The 18,625-nt window shown below is 63.7% G+C and carries 17 protein-coding genes and 1 pseudogene; 15 read left to right on the top strand and 3 right to left on the bottom strand.

Annotation, left to right across the window (positions count from 1 at the left end):
- Positions 1 to 310 precede the first annotated feature (310 nt).
- The 3 genes from ACF8O8_RS20240 (at position 311) to ACF8O8_RS20230 (ending at position 2,776) form a co-directional block, all read left to right on the top strand.
- Positions 311 to 934 (top strand): glutathione S-transferase, encoded by a 624-nt coding sequence (locus tag ACF8O8_RS20240; RefSeq protein ID WP_003247126.1) that lies wholly within the window; start codon positions 311 to 313, stop codon positions 932 to 934.
- A 133-nt stretch (positions 935 to 1,067) separates the two neighbouring features.
- Complete coding sequence (locus tag ACF8O8_RS20235) at positions 1,068 to 2,000, top strand: ABC transporter ATP-binding protein (RefSeq protein WP_010952922.1); 933 nt, start codon at positions 1,068 to 1,070, stop codon at positions 1,998 to 2,000.
- Positions 1,997 to 2,776, top strand: coding sequence for an ABC transporter permease (locus tag ACF8O8_RS20230; RefSeq protein ID WP_010952923.1), 780 nt, complete (start codon positions 1,997 to 1,999; stop codon positions 2,774 to 2,776). Before ACF8O8_RS20235 ends, ACF8O8_RS20230 begins: the two co-directional genes overlap by 4 nt.
- A 9-nt stretch (positions 2,777 to 2,785) precedes the next feature.
- Here ACF8O8_RS20230 and ACF8O8_RS20225 read toward each other — a convergent pair.
- Positions 2,786 to 3,292, bottom strand: a pseudogene (locus ACF8O8_RS20225) (DUF2062 domain-containing protein); the annotation flags it as partial.
- A 142-nt stretch (positions 3,293 to 3,434) separates the two neighbouring features.
- Here ACF8O8_RS20225 and ACF8O8_RS20220 point away from each other — a divergent pair.
- From ACF8O8_RS20220 to murB, 8 genes are all read left to right on the top strand, one after another.
- The gene (locus tag ACF8O8_RS20220; protein WP_392510330.1) at positions 3,435 to 5,648 is read left to right on the top strand and encodes a DNA internalization-related competence protein ComEC/Rec2; all 2,214 of its coding nucleotides are present in this window, start codon (positions 3,435 to 3,437) and stop codon (positions 5,646 to 5,648) included.
- A 110-nt stretch (positions 5,649 to 5,758) separates the two neighbouring features.
- Positions 5,759 to 6,394 (top strand): MotA/TolQ/ExbB proton channel family protein, encoded by a 636-nt coding sequence (locus ACF8O8_RS20215; RefSeq protein WP_026031862.1) that lies wholly within the window; start codon positions 5,759 to 5,761, stop codon positions 6,392 to 6,394.
- Positions 6,391 to 6,825 (top strand): biopolymer transporter ExbD, encoded by a 435-nt coding sequence (locus tag ACF8O8_RS20210; RefSeq protein ID WP_010952926.1) that lies wholly within the window; start codon positions 6,391 to 6,393, stop codon positions 6,823 to 6,825. The genes ACF8O8_RS20215 and ACF8O8_RS20210 overlap by 4 nt, the downstream gene beginning before the upstream one ends.
- The gene (gene lpxK / locus ACF8O8_RS20205; protein WP_392510329.1) at positions 6,825 to 7,826 is read left to right on the top strand and encodes a tetraacyldisaccharide 4'-kinase; all 1,002 of its coding nucleotides are present in this window, start codon (positions 6,825 to 6,827) and stop codon (positions 7,824 to 7,826) included. The genes ACF8O8_RS20210 and lpxK overlap by 1 nt, the downstream gene beginning before the upstream one ends.
- 44 nt (positions 7,827 to 7,870) lie before the next feature.
- Positions 7,871 to 8,056, top strand: coding sequence for a Trm112 family protein (locus tag ACF8O8_RS20200; protein WP_003247142.1), 186 nt, complete (start codon positions 7,871 to 7,873; stop codon positions 8,054 to 8,056).
- Positions 8,053 to 8,817: a 3-deoxy-manno-octulosonate cytidylyltransferase gene (kdsB, locus tag ACF8O8_RS20195; RefSeq protein ID WP_003247143.1), complete on the top strand. Its 765-nt coding sequence runs from the start codon at positions 8,053 to 8,055 to the stop codon at positions 8,815 to 8,817. The genes ACF8O8_RS20200 and kdsB overlap by 4 nt, the downstream gene beginning before the upstream one ends.
- On the top strand, positions 8,817 to 9,281 hold the full coding sequence (locus tag ACF8O8_RS20190) for a low molecular weight protein-tyrosine-phosphatase (protein ID WP_004575950.1): 465 nt from the start codon (positions 8,817 to 8,819) through the stop codon (positions 9,279 to 9,281). The genes kdsB and ACF8O8_RS20190 overlap by 1 nt, the downstream gene beginning before the upstream one ends.
- The gene (murB, locus tag ACF8O8_RS20185) at positions 9,278 to 10,297 is read left to right on the top strand and encodes a UDP-N-acetylmuramate dehydrogenase (RefSeq protein WP_392510328.1); all 1,020 of its coding nucleotides are present in this window, start codon (positions 9,278 to 9,280) and stop codon (positions 10,295 to 10,297) included. Before ACF8O8_RS20190 ends, murB begins: the two co-directional genes overlap by 4 nt.
- Positions 10,298 to 10,413: 116 nt before the next feature.
- On the opposite strand, the gene rne is transcribed toward murB, so the two are convergent.
- The gene (gene rne / locus ACF8O8_RS20180) at positions 10,414 to 13,707 is read right to left on the bottom strand and encodes a ribonuclease E (protein ID WP_392510327.1); all 3,294 of its coding nucleotides are present in this window, start codon (positions 13,705 to 13,707) and stop codon (positions 10,414 to 10,416) included.
- A 797-nt stretch (positions 13,708 to 14,504) separates the two neighbouring features.
- On the opposite strand from rne, the gene rluC reads away from it, so the two are divergent.
- Genes rluC through ACF8O8_RS20165 form a run of 3 tightly spaced genes read left to right on the top strand, consistent with a single transcriptional unit; the run spans position 14,505 to position 17,135 of the window.
- Positions 14,505 to 15,461 (top strand): 23S rRNA pseudouridine(955/2504/2580) synthase RluC, encoded by a 957-nt coding sequence (gene rluC / locus ACF8O8_RS20175; protein WP_049586857.1) that lies wholly within the window; start codon positions 14,505 to 14,507, stop codon positions 15,459 to 15,461.
- A 3-nt stretch (positions 15,462 to 15,464) separates the two neighbouring features.
- The gene (locus ACF8O8_RS20170; RefSeq protein ID WP_010952931.1) at positions 15,465 to 16,139 is read left to right on the top strand and encodes an HAD family hydrolase; all 675 of its coding nucleotides are present in this window, start codon (positions 15,465 to 15,467) and stop codon (positions 16,137 to 16,139) included.
- 6 nt (positions 16,140 to 16,145) lie between these two features.
- Entirely contained in the window at positions 16,146 to 17,135 is a 990-nt protein-coding gene (locus ACF8O8_RS20165; RefSeq protein ID WP_010952932.1) for a S49 family peptidase, read from the top strand.
- A 281-nt stretch (positions 17,136 to 17,416) separates the two neighbouring features.
- On the opposite strand, the gene ACF8O8_RS20160 is transcribed toward ACF8O8_RS20165, so the two are convergent.
- Entirely contained in the window at positions 17,417 to 17,995 is a 579-nt protein-coding gene (locus tag ACF8O8_RS20160) for a Maf family protein (RefSeq protein ID WP_392510326.1), read from the bottom strand.
- Between the two features lie 96 nt (positions 17,996 to 18,091).
- Between ACF8O8_RS20160 and ACF8O8_RS20155 the strand changes: the two genes are divergently transcribed.
- On the top strand, positions 18,092 to 18,619 hold the full coding sequence (locus tag ACF8O8_RS20155; protein ID WP_010952934.1) for a YceD family protein: 528 nt from the start codon (positions 18,092 to 18,094) through the stop codon (positions 18,617 to 18,619).
- Positions 18,620 to 18,625 lie beyond the last annotated feature (6 nt).

Genomic DNA, 18,625 nt, shown 5'->3' with positions numbered 1-18,625 from the left:
ATGTTCAGAACAGTGACAGGGTGTGGCGGTGGGAGTTTCAGTTCATGTGTTCGCCTGTACCGGCCTATTCGCGGGTAAACCCGCTCCTACAACGGAAGGTGGCGATGGCAGCGATTGGCGAATGTGGGGCGGCCGCGATGGTGAATGGCTGGCAGGCTCGGCCTATGTGTGGGTAAAAACCACGCAGGAATACCGGTGACTTGAAGACGGTGGTGAGCCTGTGGGAGCGGGCTTGCCCGCGAAGAGGCCCGTACAGGCGGCGAAGGTCTGGAGTAGACTGTGCCACCTCCGCACTCAAAAGGATGTTGCCATGCTGAAGATCTGGGGCCGCAAGAATTCGAGCAATGTGCGCAAGGCGCTGTGGATCGCCCACGAGCTGGGCCTGGACTTCGAGTCCATCGACGCCGGCGGCGCCTTCGGCGTGGTCAACGAGCCGCACTACCGCGCCCGCAACCCCAACGGCCTGGTGCCGATGCTCGAAGACGGCGACCTGACTTTGTGGGAATCCAACACCATCGTTCGCTACCTGTGCGCGGAGTACGGCACGGAGCAGGGCTGGTATCTGGCAGACCCACGGCAGCGCGCCCTGGCCGACAAATGGATGGACTGGACTACATCGTCCTTCGCCGCACCCTTCCGCCCGCTGTTCTGGGGCCTGCTGCGCACGCCGGAAGACCAGCGCGACTGGGTGGCGATCAACGCCGCGCACAAGCAGTGCGCGCAATTACTGGCCATTGCCGACGAAACCCTGGCCAATCAGCCGTACCTGTCCGGTGACCAGATCGGCATGGGCGACATCCCACTGGGTAGCTTCATCTATGCCTGGTTCGAACTGCCCATCGAGCGCCCGGACATGTACCACCTTCAAGCCTGGTATGAACGCCTGAAGCAACGCCCGGCCTACCAGGCCGCCGTGATGACCGCGCTCACTTGAACCCGCTTCGATAGTCATTATCAATAGATGTGACTGTACTTGTGCAGCCTGGCCTTGCACCATGGCTGCACTCACTGCGCCAGTGACTTTACCTGGCGTGTCCTGCACCTTTTTCTTCGGTAAGTGACCCGCTATGAGTTCCGCCCTGTCCATCCGACAGCTGACCAAGACCTACGGCAATGGCTTTCAGGCCCTCAAAGGCATCGACCTCGATGTTGCCGAAGGCGACTTCTTCGCCTTGCTCGGCCCCAACGGCGCCGGCAAATCCACCACCATCGGCATTCTCTCGACCCTGGTGAACAAGACCAGCGGCACAGTGAACGTGTTCGGTCACGACCTGGACCGCGAGCCCTCCGCGCTCAAGCGTTGCCTGGGCGTGGTGCCGCAAGAGTTCAACTTCAACCAGTTCGAAAAGACCTTCGACATCGTCGTGACCCAGGCCGGGTACTACGGCATCCCGCCCAAGCTGGCCAAGGAGCGCGCCGAGCAGTACCTGACTCAGCTGGGCCTGTGGGACAAACGTGATGTGCAGTCGCGTTCGTTGTCCGGCGGCATGAAGCGGCGCCTGATGATTGCCCGCGCATTGATCCACGAACCGCGCCTGCTGATCCTGGACGAACCCACCGCCGGGGTGGATATCGAGCTGCGCCGCTCGATGTGGAGCTTCCTCACCGAGCTGAACCAGAAGGGCATCACCATCATCCTCACCACCCACTATCTGGAAGAGGCTGAGCAGCTGTGCCGTAACATCGGCATCATCGACCATGGCACCATCGTCGAGAACACCAGCATGCGCCAGTTGCTGGGCAAGCTGCATGTCGAAACCTTCGTGCTCGACCTCAAGCAGGACCTGGCCGCGGCGCCGGTACTGCAGGGCTACCCGTGCCGGCTGCTGACCCCGCATACCCTGGAAGTGCAGGTGGAGAAGGACATCGGCATCACCGCGCTGTTCGGCCAGCTGGCGCTGCAGAACATCGAAGTGCAGAGCCTGCGCAACAAGACCAACCGACTCGAGGAGCTGTTCGTGTCCCTGGTGGAAAAAAACCTGTCGAAGGTGGCCGTATGAGTGTGGAACTGCGCACCAACTGGGTCGCCCTGAACACCATCGTCTACCGCGAAGTGCGGCGCTTCCTGCGCATCTGGCCGCAGACGTTGCTGCCGCCAGCGATCACCATGGTCCTGTACTTCGTCATCTTCGGTAACCTGATTGGCCGGCAGATCGGCGACATGGGTGGCTTCACCTACATGCAGTACATCGTGCCGGGGCTGATCATGATGTCGGTGATCACCAACTCCTACGGCAACGTGGTGTCGAGCTTTTTCGGCAGCAAGTTCCAGCGCTCGATCGAAGAGCTGATGGTGTCGCCGGTGTCGCCGCACACCATTCTCGTCGGCTATGTGCTGGGTGGGGTGCTGCGTGGTTTGGCGGTGGGTGTGATCGTGACCATCCTGTCGATGTTCTTCACCGACCTGCAGGTGCACCACCTGGGCGTGACCGTGGCGGTGGTGCTGCTGACGGCCACCATCTTTTCGCTGCTTGGCTTCGTCAACGCAGTGTTCGCGCGCAACTTCGACGATATCTCGATCATCCCGACCTTCGTGCTGACGCCGCTGACCTACCTGGGCGGGGTGTTCTACTCGATCAACCTGCTGCCGCCGTTCTGGCAGACCGTGTCGTTGGCCAACCCGGTGCTGCACATGGTCAACTCGTTCCGCTACGGCATTCTAGGGGTGTCGGATATCAGCATTGGCACGGCGATCACCTTCATGCTGGTGGCCACTGCGGTGCTCTACGTTGTTTGCGTTCGCTTGCTGGTCAGCGGCCGCGGCATGCGGGCCTGAAGCCTTGCACCGGCATTGGCGACGACGCCACTGCCGGCCCACCCACCAGCGCCAGTAGAACATGGTGGTGAAGTAGGCAAGGATGCCCAGCACCACGCCGCACACCACCGAGCCGAGCAGGAAGGGTTGCCACAGCGTCGACAGCTGGTCGGTGATCCACTGGAAGGTCAGCTCGTCGGGCAGGGTGCGCGGCGGTACCTGCATCAGCCAGGCACCGGTCATGTAGGTGACGAAGAACACCGGCGGCATGGTCAGCGGGTTGGTCAGCCACACCAGGCTGACGGCGACCGGCAGGTTGCCGCGCACCGGGATCGCCAGGGCCGCCGCCAGCAGCATCTGCATCGGGATGGGAATAAGCGCCGCGAACAGGCCCACACCCATGGCTCTGGCCACCGAATGGCGGTTCAGGTGCCAGAGGTTGGGATCGTGCAGCAACTTGCCGAAAAAGCGTAAGGACTTGTGTTCCCGAATGCTGGTCGGGTCCGGCATGTAGCGTTTGAAAAGTCGGCGCGGCATGTAGGCTCCCGGAGCGTTGACCCTGGCAGTATGCCCTTAATCCTGCTCCGACTCGTTTAGAGTTTGTGACAATTGTTGAGCAAGCGTTGCCGGCAATTGAGCTATGCCTCAGGAGGTGATTCGCCTTCTGGAGCTCTACCTCATGCGCACAGGGATGTTTGCGCTCGCGCTCGGGCTGTTGTGCCTGGGCTTTCTGCCCGCATTGCCATCGGTCGGATGGTTGATAACCCTGGCAGCCTGCGCTGTCGGCAGCCTGTTTACCCGGGTCTGGCCGCTGGGTTGGTTTCTGCTGGGCTTGTGTTGGGCGTGCGGGTCTGCTCAGCAGGCCCTTGATGATCGTCTGGCTGCCGGCCTGGAGGGGCGCACCTTGTGGCTGGAGGGGCGGGTGGCGGGTTTGCCGGCCCGCACTGCACACGGTGTGCGTTTCGAGCTGGAAGCGCCACGCTCGCGGCGGGCCGAACTGCCTCAGCGCCTGCAGCTGAGCTGGTTCGACGGCGCGCCGCTGCGGGCGGGCGAGCAGTGGCGGCTGGCCGTGACCTTGCAGCGCCCGAACGGGCTGCTGAACCCGCATGGGCCCGACCGTGAAGCGCAGTTGCTGGCGCGACGGGTGGGGGCTACGGGTACGGTCAAGGCGGGGCAGTTGCTGGCGCCAGTCGCCGGTGGTTGGCGCGATGCGCTGCGTCAGCGCTTGCTGATGGTCGAAGCCAATGGCCGGCAGGCAGCGCTGGTGGCACTGGTGCTTGGCGACGGTGCGGGCCTGGCCCGTGAGGACTGGCAGACGTTGCAGGCCACCGGCACGGTGCACCTGTTGGTGATTTCCGGCCAGCACATCGGCCTGGTCGCCGGTTTGCTCTATGGCCTGGTCGCCGGGCTGGCGCGTTGGGGGCTATGGCCGGCAAGGCTACCGTGGTTACCCTGGGCCTGCGGCCTGGCCATGGCCGCAGCGCTGGCCTACGGGTGGCTGGCTGGCGGTGGGGTGCCAGTGCAGCGGGCCTGCCTGATGCTGGCCGTGGTGTTGCTCTGGCGTCTGCGCTTTCGCCACCTTGGCGCGTTTTTTCCGTTGCTGCTTGCACTGGTCGCCGTGCTTGTCTTCGAGCCACTGGCGGCGTTGCTGCCTGGGTTCTGGCTGTCGTTCGCCGCCGTGGCCACGCTCATCTACTGCTTCAGTGCCCGGTTGGGTGGTTGGCGGCCCTGGCAGGCCTGGACACGAGCGCAATGGGTGATCGCTGTCGGCTTGCTGCCGGTGTTGCTGGCCACCGGCTTGCCGGTGAGCCTCAGTGCGCCGCTGGCCAACCTTGTGGCGGTGCCGTGGGTCAGCCTGGCGGTCTTGCCGTTGGCGTTGCTGGGCACGCTGATGTTGCCGCTGGCGGGTGTTGGCGAGGCGTTGCTCTGGCTGGCAGGTGGCCTGCTGGATGTGCTGTTCCGTGGGCTGGCGCTGGTGGCGCAGCAGCGCCCGGCATGGGTCCCGCCGGCCCTGCCGTTGTGGGCCTGGCTGCTGGTATGTCTGGGTGTGCTGTTGGTTTTGCTGCCCCGTGGTGTGCCGCTGCGCGGGTTGGGAGGGGTAATGCTGCTGGCGCTGTGGGTGCCCCGGGAGCCGGTGCCGTTCGGCCAGGTCGAGGTCTGGCAGCTGGATGTTGGCCAGGGGCTGGCGGTGCTCTTGCGTACGCGGCATCACAGCCTGCTCTACGATGCCGGGCCGGCCAGGGGGGAAAGCGACTTGGGGGAGCGAGTGGTGCTGCCAACCTTGCGCAAGCTGGGGGTGGGCGGCCTTGACGTGATGGTGATCAGCCATGCACATGCCGATCATGCGGGCGGGGCCGTGGCCATTGCGCGTGGTTTGCCGATCAAGCGGATAATCGGTGGGGAAGCGCTGGTTGATGTTCCGTTGCAGCCTTGTGCCAGTGGCGAGCAATGGGATTGGGATGGCGTGCGCTTTTCGCTGTGGCGCTGGGTGGACGGGCAGAGCAGTAATGACCGTTCCTGTGTCTTGTTGGTCGAAGCGCAGGGCGAGCGCTTGCTGCTGGCGGGGGATATGGAAGCTGCTGCCGAAAGGGCCTGGCTGGCGGACACTGAAGTGCCGCGTATCGACTGGCTGCAGGCGCCGCATCATGGCAGCCGCAGTTCGTCCACCGAGGCGTTCGTCCGGGCTACCGCACCGCGCGGGGTATTGATTTCGCGGGGGCGCAACAACAGCTTCGGGCACCCGCACGTGCAGGTGGTCGAGCGGTATGGGCGGCATGGGGTGGTGATGCATGATACGGCGGAGGAGGGGGCATTGCGGTTGGTGCTGGGGCGGCATGGGGTAGTCGAGGGGGTTAGGGGGCAGCGGCGGTTCTGGCGGGTTCGAGGGGAGTGAGGCAGAGGCAGGCATCTGCCAGCCCAGACCCCAATTCCCTGACCTTCGGCAGATGAGCCCTCGGCGCGCCTATGGTAGAGTGGCGGCCTTTTTCCGAAGGGGCGTTTATTGTGTGGGAATTGGTCAAGTCCGGTGGTTGGATGATGCTGCCGATCATTCTGAGCTCCATCGCTGCCATGGCTATCGTCGTCGAACGCCTGTGGACCTTGCGCGCCAGTCGCGTCACCCCGCCGCACCTGCTGGGCCAGGTATGGATGTGGATCAAGGACAAGCAACTGACCAGTGACAAGCTCAAGGCCCTGCGTGCCGATTCGCCACTGGGTGAAATCCTCGCGGCGGGCCTGGCCAATTCGCGTCACGGTCGGGAGATCATGAAAGAGTGCATCGAGGAGGCAGCCTCGCGCGTCATCCATGAACTGGAGCGCTACATCAGCACCCTCGGCACCATCGCCGCCATGGCGCCTCTGCTGGGTCTGCTGGGCACCGTGCTAGGCATGATCGACATTTTCAGCGCCTTCATGGGCTCGCAGATGACCGCCAACGCCGCCGTGCTGGCCAGTGGTATCTCCAAGGCCCTGGTCACCACTGCGGCTGGCCTGATGGTCGGTATTCCGGCAGTGTTCTTCCACCGTTTCCTGCTGCGCCGCATCGATGAACTGGTGATCGGCATGGAGCAGGAGGCGATCAAGCTGGTGGAAGTGATCCAGGGTGACCGTGAAGTGGAAGTGGCCGGAGGCAAGGCGTGAAGTTCCGGCGCAATCGCCAGCGGGAGAACGTCGACATCAACCTGGCGTCGCTGATTGACGTGGTGTTCGTCCTGCTGCTGTTCTTCGTGGTTACCACCACCTTCACCCGCGAAACGCAACTTCGCGTCGAGCTGCCCGAAGCCACCAGCGCCGAGCCGGCGCCGGCCGACCCGGGCAAGCTGGTGGAAATCACCATCAGCGCCGAAGGCGTGTATTCGGTGAACAACCACCTGCTGCCCAAAAGCGACCTGGCCACCCTGAGCGAGGCCATAGAGCGCGAGTCGGGCGGCGACAACAAGTTGCCGCTGGCCATCAGCGCCGACGGCAAGACCCCGCATCAGGCTGTGGTCACCGCAATGGATGCTGCCGGCAAGCTCGGTTTCAGCCAGTTGCGCATGACCACCGTCGAGGCGGCCCAGGGCACGCCTTGATGGCTTTCGCCGATCGCTTGCTCGCTGCCTGGTATGCCGGGCATCCGGCGCTGGCGCTGCTGCGTCCGCTGGAGGCCTTGTATCGCCGCGTGGTCACGCGCAAGCGGGCACGTTTTCTAAGGGGTGACAGTGCCAGCTACCGGGCACCGGTACCGGTCATTGTGGTGGGCAACATCACCGTCGGTGGCACCGGCAAGACGCCGATGATCCTCTGGCTGATCGAACACTGTCGCCGGCAGGGGCTGAAGGTGGGTGTGGTCAGCCGCGGTTATGGTGCCAAGCCTCCACAGCTGCCTTGGCGGGTGCAGGCCGATCAGGCGGCCGATCAGGCGGGCGACGAGCCGCTGCTGATCGTGCAACGCACCGGCGTGCCACTGATGATCGACCCCGATCGCTCCCGTGCCGTGCAGGCATTGCTGGCAAGCGAACTCCTAGACCTGATCCTGTGCGACGACGGTATGCAGCATTACCGCCTGGCCCGTGACCTGGAACTGGTGCTGATCGACGCTGCCCGCGGCCTGGGCAATGGCCGCTGCCTGCCGGCGGGGCCGTTGCGTGAGCCGGCCGACCGCTTGCGTGAGGCTGACGCGGTGCTGTTCAACGGCGCCAGCGAAGACCGCACCGATGGTTTCGGTTTCTGCCTGCAGCCGTCGGCCCTGGTCAACGTGCGCAGTGGCGAGCGCCGTGCGCTCGACCATTTCCCCGCCGGCCAGCGCCTGCATGCGGTGGCCGGTATAGGCAACCCGCAACGTTTCTTCAACACCCTGCTGGGGCTAAACTGGCAGCCGGTGCCGCATCCCTTCGCCGACCATGCGCAGTTCAGTGCCCGGAGCCTGGCCTTCAGCCCGCCACTGCCGCTGGTCATGACCGAGAAGGACGCGGTGAAATGCCGGGCCTTTGCCGCTGACGACTGGTGGTACCTGGCCGTCGAAGCGCAGCCTACGCCGGCTTTCAGCGCCTGGTTCGACAACCAGCTGCAACGCTTGTTGCGCAAACCCTGAGCCCGTTTTCAATTTCCGGCCACCTGGCCTAAAGGAAGCCTCCAATGGACACCAAACTGCTCGATATCCTGGCCTGCCCGATCACCAAGGGCCCGCTCAAGTTGAGCGCCGACAAGACCGAGCTGATCAGCAAGGGCGCTGGCCTGGCCTACCCGATTCGCGACGGTATCCCGGTCATGCTGGAAAGCGAGGCACGCACCCTGACCGACGACGAGCGTCTTGACAAATGAGCCTGGAATTTACGGTAGTAATCCCCGCCCGGCTGCGCTCCACCCGCCTGCCAGGCAAACCGCTGCTGCTGATTGCCGGCAAGCCGATGGTGCAACATGTGTGGGAGCAGGCCCGCAAGAGCGGTGCCAGCCGTGTGGTCATCGCCACCGACGACACCAGCATCCTTGAAGCCTGCCAGGCCTTCGGCGCCGAAGTGCTGATGACCCGTGCCGATCATGAATCGGGCACTGACCGCCTGGCCGAAGTGGCCGCGTACCTCGGTTTGCCGGCTGACGCCATCGTGGTCAACGTGCAGGGCGACGAGCCGCTGATCCCGCCGGTGATCATCGACCAGGTGGCGGCCAACCTGGCTGCGCATCCGGAAGCGGGCATCGCCACCTTGGCCGAGCCGATCCATGAGCCGGAAACCGTGTTCAACCCTAACGCGGTCAAGGTGGTGAGTGACAAGAACGGCCTGGCCCTGACGTTCAGCCGAGCGCCGCTGCCCTGGGCCCGCGATACCTTCGCCAAGGCCCGCGATGTGCTGCCGGAAGGGGTGCCCTATCGCCGCCATATTGGCATGTACGCCTACCGTGTCGGCTTCCTGCACGACTTCGTCAGCTGGGGCCCATGCTGGCTCGAGCAGGCTGAAGCGCTGGAGCAGCTGCGTGCCCTGTGGCACGGCGTACGCATTCACATTGAGGACGCCATCGAGGCGCCTGCCGTGGGTGTCGACACCCCTGAGGATCTGGAGCGCGTACGGCGCTTGCTGGAGGCCTGATGCGCGTCCTGTTCGTGTGCCTGGGCAACATCTGCCGCTCGCCCACCGCCGAAGGCGTGCTGCGCCATCAATTGCACGCCGCCGGGCTCGCTGACAAGGTGCAGGTGGCTTCTGCCGGCACCGGCGATTGGCATGTCGGCAAGGCGCCAGACAGCCGCACCTGCAAGGCGGCGCTGGCGCGTGGTTATGATCTGTCGCAGCAACGCGCCCAACAGGTCAAGGCATCGCACTTCGCCGAATACGACCTGGTGTTGGCCATGGATGAGCACAACCTGCGCGATTTGCGCGCCTTGCGCCCGTCCACGGCAGTGGGTGAACTCGACCTGTTCCTGCGCCGCTACGGTGCAGCCCTGGATGAAGTGCCAGACCCTTACTACGGTGGCGCCGACGGCTTCGAGCAGGTGCTGGATCTGGTGGAAGCGGCTTGCCAGGCGCTGGTACTGGAAATCAAGGGGCGTCTATGACAGTGCAGTGGCAGGAGCAGGTATCGCTCAAGCCGTACAATACCTTCGGCATCGACGTGAAGGCGCGCTATTTCAGTCAGGTGCAGGACGACCAGCAGGTGCGCCAGGCATTGGGCCAGGCACAGCAAAGGGGCCTGCCGGTACTGGTGATCGGGGGTGGCAGCAACCTGCTGCTGACCCGCGATATCGATGCACTGGTGCTGCACATGGCCAGCCGCGGTCGGCGTGTGCTCAGTGACGATGGCGAGCGTATCGTGGTCGAGGCCGAGGCCGGTGAGCCGTGGCACGCTTTTGTGCAGTGGACGCTGGCGCAGGGCTATTGCGGGCTGGAGAACCTCAGCCTGATCCCCGGCACCGTCGGTGCTGCGCCGATGCAGAACGTGGGCGCATACGGGGTGGAGATCAAGGACGTGTTCGCCGGGCTGACAGCCCTGGACCGTGAGACGGGCGCGCTGCGTGACTTCAGTTTGGCGGAATGTGCTTTCGGCTATCGTGACAGCCTTTTCAAGCGCAACCCTGGCCGCTGGTTGATCCTGCGTGTGCGCTTTGCCCTGACCCGCACCCTGCACGCTCATCTGGATTACGGCCCGGTGCGCCAACGCCTGTCTGAGCGGGGTGTGACCGAGCTGACCGCGCAAGCGATCAGTGATGCAATCTGCAGCATTCGCCGCGAGAAGCTGCCAGATCCGGCAGAGCTGGGCAATGCCGGGAGCTTCTTCAAGAACCCGGTGGTAACGGCTGATCTGGTCGAGCGAATTCGTGCGCAGTATCCCGGTGTCGTGGCATACCCACAGGCTGATGGTCAGGTGAAACTGGCGGCGGGCTGGTTGATTGAGCAGGCGGGCTGGAAGGGTCATCGTGAGGGTGATGCTGGCGTGCATCGCTTGCAGTCGCTGGTGCTGGTCAACTATGGCCAGGCGAGCGGGGCGCAGATGCAAGCGCTGGCGTGCAAGATTCAGGCGGATATCTTCGAGCGGTTTGGGGTTGAGCTGGAGATGGAGCCTAATCTTTACTGATTTGCCGGCTGTGAACCCCCGTAGGAGCGGGTTTACCCGCGAAGAGGCCCGTCAGGCAAACCAAAAAAAGCCCCGCCAGTTTGCACTGGCGGGGCTTTTTCATTCAGCTTTGGCTATCAGCCGTGATGAGGTTTGTGCTCATCGGCGGCTTCCAGGGCTGGTTCCTGGGAAGCTGCAGCAGCTTCCTGTGCCGCTTTGGCAGCAGCCTCGGCCTCCCGCTTGCGGCGACGCACTTCACGTGGGTCGTTCGGTGCACGGCCGTTGGCCAGCATGACAGTGGCAGGTTCGACCACTGCAGGTGCAGGTTCGACCACCGCAGGTGCAGGCTCGGCCACCACTTCTGGCTGGGCTTCGACAACCGGGGCAGGCTGTGCGGCAACCGGAGCGACTTCGACCACGGCCGGGGCCTGTTCGATTTCACCGGCTTCTACCACTGGGGCTTCTGCCGGGGTTTCAGTGACCGCGGTTTCTGCAACCACGACCGGCTCAACAGCAGGTGCATCTTCAGCGACAGGCTGCGGGGCCACTTCGACCACAGGCTCGGCAGTTGCCTCGGCTGCGGCCACTGGCTCGGTGACCGGCTGCTCGACCGCTGGGGCCACGGACGCTTCTTCAGCTTTGGTGGCCGCTTCGACCTGCTCGACCGGTTGGGCGGCTTCGCTGTTGTCGGTTTCTGCAACGGCAGCGACTTCGGCGGTAGCACGCTCGGCCTGCTGGTTGGCCTGGGCTTCTGCGTCGGAGCTGATGTTGCTGCTGGCGACAGCAGCCGTCACGGCAAGGCCGGCAGCCAGTTCGGCACCCAGCTCGGTGGCCTGGTGCTGTTGTGGCTGCTCTTCGCTGCCTTCTTCTTCACTGCCGTCGATCAGCTCGCCGTTGGCATTGCGCTGACGCTCACGACGGTTGCTGCGACGACGCTGGCCACGGGAGCGGCGGCGCGGGCGCTCGCCATCGGTGCCTTCCTGCTCGTCTTGCAGCAGCTCTTCGCCTGGCAGTTGCTCTTCGGCCAGCTCGGCTGCCTGTTCGGTTGCTTCTTCGGCAGCGCGTGGTTGGCGCTCTTCGCGTGGTGGGCGCGGGGCGCGTTCTTCGCGTGGAGCACGCTCTTCGCGCGGTGCGCGTTCTTCACGTGGAGCACGTTCTTCGCGAGGGGCGCGTTCTTCACGTGGGGCACGCTCTTCACGCGGTGCGCGTTCTTCACGTGGAGCACGCTCTTCACGCGGTGCGCGCTCTTCACGTGGCGCTCGCTCTTCGCGGGCTACACGTTCTTCACGCGGCTGGCGCTCTTCGCGTTCGGCTGGCGGGGTAGCGTCCAGCGGCTCGCGCAGTTCGCGAACGCGCTCTTCGCCGCGGTTGCCACGGCGGTCTTCGCGTGGCTGGCGCGGCGCACGTTCTTCACGCGGTGCACGCTCTTCACGTGGGGCACGTTCCTCGCGCGGTGCACGCTCTTCGCGTGGGGCGCGTTCCTCGCGCGGTGCACGCTCTTCGCGTGGGGCGCGTTCCTCGCGCGGTGCACGCTCTTCACGCGGTGCGCGCTCGGCACGCTCTTCACGCGGCTTGCGTTCTTCGTCGCGGCGGCCGTTGCGGTTGCGGCTTTGCTGGCGGCCGTTGCGGCGTTCTTCGTTGCGCGGGCTGCGCTCGGCAGCCGGTTTTTCGGCGGCGGGCACCACTGGCGCGGCGGCAGGCTCGTCCTTGCCGGCGAACAGGCTCACCAGCGACTTCACCAGGCCTTTGAACAGGCTTGGCTCCGGAGCGCTCGGGGCAGGGGCGACCGGCGCGGCAGCCTGGGGCTCTTCAGCGGCGGCCGGTACCGGTGCGTTGGCGCGGGCCGGGGCCGTCTTCACTGCGGCTTCCTGGCGTACCAGGGTGCGGGTGGCGGTCGGTTGCGGCGCTTCTTCGGCTTCGGCGGCGGCGATTTCGTAGCTGGACTGGTTGTTCAGCACTTCAGGGTTGTCGTCGCGCAGGCGCTGGACTTCGAAGTGAGGGGTTTCCAGGTGGTCGTTCGGCAGGATGATGATGCGCGCACGGGTGCGCAGCTCGATCTTGGTGATCGAGTTACGCTTTTCGTTCAGCAGGAACGCGGCTACCGGGATCGGCACTTGAGCACGTACTTCGGCGGTGCGGTCCTTCAGGGCTTCTTCTTCGATCAGGCGCAGGATGGCCAGCGACAGCGATTCGACGTCACGGATGATGCCGGTGCCGGAGCAGCGTGGGCAGACGATGCCGCTGCTTTCGCCCAGCGATGGGCGTAGACGCTGACGGGACATTTCCAGCAGGCCGAAGCGCGAGATGCGGCCAACCTGCACGCGGGCGCGGTCGGCTTCCAGGCATTCACGCACGCGCTCTTCAACAGCGCGCTGGTTCTTCGCCGGGGTCATGTCGATGAAGTCGATGACGATCAGGCCGCCGATGTCACGCAGGCGCAGCTGGCGGGCGATTTCCTCGGCCGCTTCCAGGTTGGTCTGCAGGGCGGTTTCTTCGATGTCGCTGCCTTTGGTGGCGCGCGCCGAGTTGATGTCGATCGACACCAGGGCTTCGGTCGGGTCGATCACGATCGAACCGCCGGACGGCAGGTCGACCACGCGCTGGAAGGCGGTCTCGATCTGGCTTTCGATCTGGAAGCGGTTGAACAGCGGTACGCTGTCTTCGTACAGCTTGACCTTGCTGGCGTACTGCGGCATCACCTGGCGGATGAAGGTCAGCGCTTCTTCCTGGGCGTCGATGCTGTCGATCAGTACTTCGCCGATGTCCTGACGCAGGTAGTCGCGGATGGCGCGGATGATGACGTTGCTTTCCTGGTAGATCAGGAATGGCGCGGCGCGGTCCAGGGACGCTTCCTTGATGGCGGTCCACAGCTGCAGCAGGTAGTCCAGGTCCCACTGCATTTCTTCGCTGCTGCGGCCAAGGCCGGCGGTGCGCACGATCAGGCCCATGTCGCCCGGTACGGTCAGGCCGTTCAGGGCTTCGCGCAGTTCGTTGCGCTCTTCGCCTTCGATGCGGCGGGAGATGCCACCGGCACGCGGGTTGTTGGGCATCAGCACCAGGTAGCGGCCGGCCAGGCTGATGAAGGTGGTGAGGGCGGCGCCTTTGTTGCCGCGCTCTTCCTTCTCGACCTGAACGATGACTTCCTGGCCTTCGCTGAGCACTTCCTTGATGTTGACCCGGCCTTCCGGGGCCTTCTTGAAGTACTCGCGGGAGATTTCTTTCAGCGGCAGGAAGCCGTGACGTTCGGAGCCGAAGTCGACGAAGGCGGCTTCGAGGCTGGGTTCGATGCGGGTGATCTTGCCTTTGTAGATGTTGGCCTTTTTCTGCTCGCGCGCGCCGGACTCGATGTCCAGGTCGTAGAGACGTTGGCCGTCCACCAGGGCTACACGCAACTCTTCGGGTTGAGTCGCGTTAATCAGCATTCTTTTCATGTTGTACCGTCGGTTTCCGGGCTGCCGGAAACGGCGTTCGGCACACACGACGTCTCATGGTCGGTGCCAAGGTGCGCAAAGGGTGGCCGGGCCACCCCCGTGTCGAGCGACGTTCGGCACCAGCCGGTTGCCCAGCCTGCCGTTGTCGCGACGACGCGTCCTGTTTGCTGCGGTGCCAACAAGGCCCCGGTGGCTTCGAATAGGTATCCGAATCAACCAAGCGGGCCTTGTGCACTCAGTCAGGAGGAGGAATCAACCGTCAGCCGTGGACGCCCGGAGGGCATCTGTTCAGGACCTTATCCGCTCACCAGCCGTCAGTGGGCTGGTGGCCGGACGCGGTGCTACACGGTCCGAGGGCTGTGCATCTCCACCCTGCACGTATCCCTGATAATTCGGGTGCTGCCGCGCGCTGAATCCGCAACGGGTTGCATTTTTCGCCAGCGCTGGTTCTGCGCTGGCGCCATTCATGTCCAAGGCAGGTATTTCCGAAGCATTCGCCGGGCGATGCGTGGAAGCGACTCGCGGGCAGAGGTGCAGCGAAAAGAATCGGGTAAGCAGGTGAAACACCGCACTTGTCGTTTTTTTTCGGTCTTCTCTACACGGCGCTGGTGGCGATTCCAGGCATTTCGGTAAACTGGCGAAAACCCCGTAGGACGGCCTCGCGTCCTGGAGAATTGCGAAGGTCAGGGACCGGCAAAGAGCCTGGTGCCGCTGGCCTGCCGCTTTTGGCGGCGTTCGCGACTATAGCAGCAATGATTAAGTGCTTCAATTCCATAAAAAATTGTTATGATCCCGTAATGACGACCAATACCCCTCCGACTTCCGGCGTTCAGCTGATCGAAGTCGCGCCGGAGCTTGCCGGCCAACGCATCGATAATTTCCTCATCACGGCCCTCAAGGGCGTGCCCAAGACACTGGTCTACCGCATCCTGCGCAAGGGTGAGGTGAGGGTCAACAAGGGCCGCGTCAAGCCGGAGTACAAGATCCAGGCCGGCGACATCGTGCGGGTCCCGCCCGTCCGCTTGCCGGAACGAGACGAACCGGCTCCGGTGGCCCAAGGCCTGCTGCAGCGTCTGGAAGCCGCCATTGTCTACGAGGACAAAGCGCTTATCGTGATGAACAAGCCGGCCGGCATCGCCGTGCACGGCGGCAGTGGCCTGAGCTTCGGGGTGATCGAGGCGCTGCGCCAGTTGCGCCCGGACGCCAAGGAGCTGGAGCTGGTGCACCGCCTGGATCGCGACACGTCTGGTCTGTTGATGATCGCCAAGAAGCGCAGCATGCTGCGTCACCTGCATGCCGCCCTGCGCGGTGATGGTGTCGATAAGCGCTACATGGCGCTGGTGCGCGGCCATTGGCCAACCTCGAAAAAGCAGGTCAACGCGCCGTTGCTCAAGAGCAACCTGCGTTCCGGCGAGCGCATGGTCGAAGTGAACGAGGAAGGCAAGGAGGCGCTGACCCTGTTTCGCGTCCTGCGCCGTTTTGGTGACTTTGCCACCATCGTCGAGGCGCGCCCGATCACCGGTCGTACCCATCAGATCCGCGTGCACACCCTGCATGCCGGGCACATGATCGCTGGCGACAGCAAATACGGCGACGAAGACTTCAGCCGGGAAATTCGCGAGTTGGGCGGCAAACGCCTGTTCCTGCATGCCTACGCGTTGACTGTACCGCTGCCGGACGGCGGTGAATTGAAGCTCGAGGCGCCTGTGGATGAGGTCTGGGCGAAAACCGTTGAACGTCTGAGTGCGCCCTGATCCATGAAAAAAGGCTATGAGCTACTGATCTTCGACTGGGACGGCACCCTGGCCGATTCCATTGGGCGTATCGTCGAGGCCATGAATGTCGCCGCAGAGCGTGCCGGCGAGGCGCAGAGCAGCGACGCTGCGGTCAAGGGTATCATCGGTCTGGCCTTGGACGAGGCGATCCACACCCTGTACCCGCACCTGGCGCCTGCAGAGGTTGCCAGCTTCCGCCAGCACTATGCCGATGTCTACGTTGCGCTGGATCAGCAACCTTCGCCGTTGTTCGATGGCGTGGTCGAGTCGCTGGATGCCTTCCGCGCCGAGGGTTACCGCCTGGCGGTGGCCACCGGCAAGGCCCGTCGCGGGCTGGATCGGGTGCTCAAGGCCAATGGCTGGGAGCGGTTCTTCGATATCACCCGCGCCGCTGACGAGACCCGTGGCAAGCCACACCCGCTGATGCTTGAGGAAATCCTCGGGCATTGTGGCGTCGAACCGTCGCGTGCGCTGATGGTCGGAGATTCGGCATTCGACCTGCAGATGGCCAGCAATGCCGGCATGCATTCGGTGGCGGTTGGCTATGGTGCCATGTCGCTGCAGGCGCTGGCCGAGTTTGGCCCGCAGGTATGCATCGATCACTTTTCCCAGTTGCGCGAGTGGCTGGGTGGTTCCGCAATTCCACTTCCAAGGTAGGTAAGCATGGCAGACGAATGGAAAGCCCCTGAGGCCGAGCCCGGGGAGCGCGAAGAGCGCAACAGCTGGAAGCTGCTGGAAAAGACCTTGCTGGCCAGCGTGCAGGAGCAGCGACGGTCGCGGCGCTGGGGGATCTTCTTCAAGCTGCTGACCTTCGTCTACCTGTTCGGCATTCTGGCGTTGTTCTCGCCGCTGATGGACATGGACAAGGCCGCTTCGCGCAGTGCCAGCCATACCGCGCTGGTCGAGGTGCGCGGGGTGATTGCCGATCAGGAGGCTGCCAGCGCCGATAACATCGTCAAGAGCCTGCGCGAAGCGTTCAAGGACGACAAGACCAAGGCTGTGGTGATGCGCATCAACAGCCCGGGTGGCAGCCCGGTGCAGGCGGGTTACGTGTATGACGAAATCCGTCGCCTGCGTGCCGAATATCCCGCCATCAAGCTGTATGCGGTGATCGCTGATCTTGGTGCTTCCGGTGCCTATTACATCGCCAGTGCGGCAGACGAGATCTATGCCGACAAGGCCAGTCTGGTGGGGTCCATTGGGGTGACGGCGGCGGGTTATGGCTTTGTTGGCACCATGGAGAAGCTAGGGGTCGAGCGCCGTGCCTATACATCGGGTGAGCACAAGGCGTTCCTTGATCCGTTTTCGCCGGAAAAACCAGAAGAGACCCGTTTCTGGCAGGGTGTGCTGGATACCACGCACCGGCAGTTCATCGCCATGGTCAAGCAGGGGCGGGGTGAGCGCCTGAAGGATAAGGAGCACCCGGAGTTGTTCAGCGGCCTGATCTGGTCGGGTGAGCAGGCCAAGGCGCTGGGGCTGGTGGATGGCTTGGGCAGTGCCAGCTATGTGGCGCGTGAGATCGTGGGCGAGAAGGAGTTGGTTGACTTCACCGTTCAGGAGTCGCCTTTCGATCGCTTCTCCAAGCGCGTGGGTGCCAGCGTGGCTGAGCACCTGGCGATGTGGATGGGGTTCCAGGGGCCGCAGTTGCGTTGAACGCCCTGTCGCACGTTTTGTGGTGTTTGTGAGATCGAGCGCCGCCCGCGCGGCGCATCGCGAGCAAGCTCGCTCCTACATTTGTTTCGGGCCAATCCATCCTGTGTCAGGCGCACGCGACCGCCTTGTTTGTACGGCGCGATATCGCGCCATGCGCCAAAGCGTTCGCGCCCAAATCCCACAGGCATAATTGGCCCGAAACAAATGTAGGAGCGAGCTTGCTCGCGATGCGCCGCGCGGGCGGCGCTCGATCTCATAGGCGCCAAAAGCCTCAAGTCGGACTACGGAACCACAACCCCTTCCTTGGTCAGCATATCCACCAGCCGAATCAGTGGCAGCCCGATCAGGCTGGTTGCATCGCACCCGTGGGTGCTCTGGAACAGGCTCACCCCCAACCCCTCCGCCTTGAAGCTCCCTGCGCAATCCAGCGGCTGTTCCGTCGCGACGTAGCGCTCCACGCGCTCGCGGCTCAATTCGCGCAGCGTGACGGTAAAAGGCACGCAATCCACCTGGCATTGCCCGGTGGCGCTGTTCAGCAGTGCCAGCCCGGTAAGAAAGCTCACCTGCTGCCCGCTACACTCCAGCAGTTGCTCGCAAGCGCGCTCGAACGTATGCGGCTTGCCCAGCACCTGCTCGCCCAATACCGCAACCTGGTCCGAGCCTATGATCAAGTGTCGGGGGTGGCTGCCTGCCAATGCCTCGGCCTTTTGCCTGGCCAGCCGGCGCACCAGCTCTACGGGCGGTTCGCCATCCAGGCGTTGCTCGTCTATATCGGGGCTTGCCCAGGTGAAGGGCAGGTGCAGGCGTGCGAGCAGTTCGCGGCGATAGGCAGAGCTGGAAGCCAGTAACAAAGGAAGCATGGTAGACTCCGGGTTCGGTTGAACCAATTCTATCACGCACGATGCCGCCTAATTTCCTTTGACAGGGGCGGGGGGCATCCCTAGAATGCTGCGCCTATGTTGAATGACCCGATTCCACCTCACGTTGACCCGCGCAAATTAGCCGATCGTGGCGTAACCCTTAACGGTTCGCTGCAACTCGCTGATTTGGAAAGACTCTGCGACCCGCTTTCCGACAATGTCGGTACGGTGCAGGCGAAGTTCGATTTTGAACGAGATGAACAGCACGTGGTGGTTATCCACAGCGAGCTGGACGTCGAAGTCAAGATGGTTTGCCAGCGTTGTCTTGAGCTGGTCACCCTACCGATCCACAGCGAATGTACATACGCCGTGGTGAAGGAGGGTGCGAATACCCAGTCGTTGCCGAAAGGCTATGACGTGCTGGAACTGGGCGAAGATCCTTTGGATCTGCAGGCATTGGTCGAGGAGGAGCTTTTGCTCGCCTTGCCAATCGTGCCTGCTCATCATCCGGAAGAATGCCAGCAGCCGGCGGGCGCAGACGAGCCCGAATCGAGCAAGGACGAGGTATCGCGGTCCAACCCGTTCAGTGTTTTGGCGCAGTTAAAGCGTGACCCAAACGTTTAGGAGTTA

It is taken from the genome of Pseudomonas sp. TYF_14, assembly GCF_043105275.1.
GTDB lineage: Bacteria > Pseudomonadota > Gammaproteobacteria > Pseudomonadales > Pseudomonadaceae > Aquipseudomonas > Aquipseudomonas alloputida.
This window is presented reverse-complemented; position numbering and strand designations above follow the sequence as displayed.

Bases quoted from the DNA above. Each gene is read 5' to 3' on its own strand.
- murB (WP_392510328.1), top strand. From the start codon at position 9,278: ATGACAGTGCAGTGGCAGGAGCAGGTATCGCTCAAGCCGTACAATACC.
- rne (WP_392510327.1), bottom strand. From the start codon at position 13,707: ATGAAAAGAATGCTGATTAACGCGACTCAACCCGAAGAGTTGCGTGTA.
- rluC (WP_049586857.1), top strand. From the start codon at position 14,505: ATGACGACCAATACCCCTCCGACTTCCGGCGTTCAGCTGATCGAAGTC.
- ACF8O8_RS20220 (WP_392510330.1), top strand. From the start codon at position 3,435: ATGCGCACAGGGATGTTTGCGCTCGCGCTCGGGCTGTTGTGCCTGGGC.
- ACF8O8_RS20240 (WP_003247126.1), top strand. From the start codon at position 311: ATGCTGAAGATCTGGGGCCGCAAGAATTCGAGCAATGTGCGCAAGGCG.
- ACF8O8_RS20155 (WP_010952934.1), top strand. From the start codon at position 18,092: ATGTTGAATGACCCGATTCCACCTCACGTTGACCCGCGCAAATTAGCC.
- ACF8O8_RS20170 (WP_010952931.1), top strand. From the start codon at position 15,465: ATGAAAAAAGGCTATGAGCTACTGATCTTCGACTGGGACGGCACCCTG.
- ACF8O8_RS20160 (WP_392510326.1), bottom strand. From the start codon at position 17,995: ATGCTTCCTTTGTTACTGGCTTCCAGCTCTGCCTATCGCCGCGAACTG.
- ACF8O8_RS20230 (WP_010952923.1), top strand. From the start codon at position 1,997: ATGAGTGTGGAACTGCGCACCAACTGGGTCGCCCTGAACACCATCGTC.
- ACF8O8_RS20200 (WP_003247142.1), top strand. From the start codon at position 7,871: ATGGACACCAAACTGCTCGATATCCTGGCCTGCCCGATCACCAAGGGC.
- lpxK (WP_392510329.1), top strand. From the start codon at position 6,825: ATGGCTTTCGCCGATCGCTTGCTCGCTGCCTGGTATGCCGGGCATCCG.
- ACF8O8_RS20190 (WP_004575950.1), top strand. From the start codon at position 8,817: ATGCGCGTCCTGTTCGTGTGCCTGGGCAACATCTGCCGCTCGCCCACC.
- ACF8O8_RS20165 (WP_010952932.1), top strand. From the start codon at position 16,146: ATGGCAGACGAATGGAAAGCCCCTGAGGCCGAGCCCGGGGAGCGCGAA.
- kdsB (WP_003247143.1), top strand. From the start codon at position 8,053: ATGAGCCTGGAATTTACGGTAGTAATCCCCGCCCGGCTGCGCTCCACC.
- ACF8O8_RS20235 (WP_010952922.1), top strand. From the start codon at position 1,068: ATGAGTTCCGCCCTGTCCATCCGACAGCTGACCAAGACCTACGGCAAT.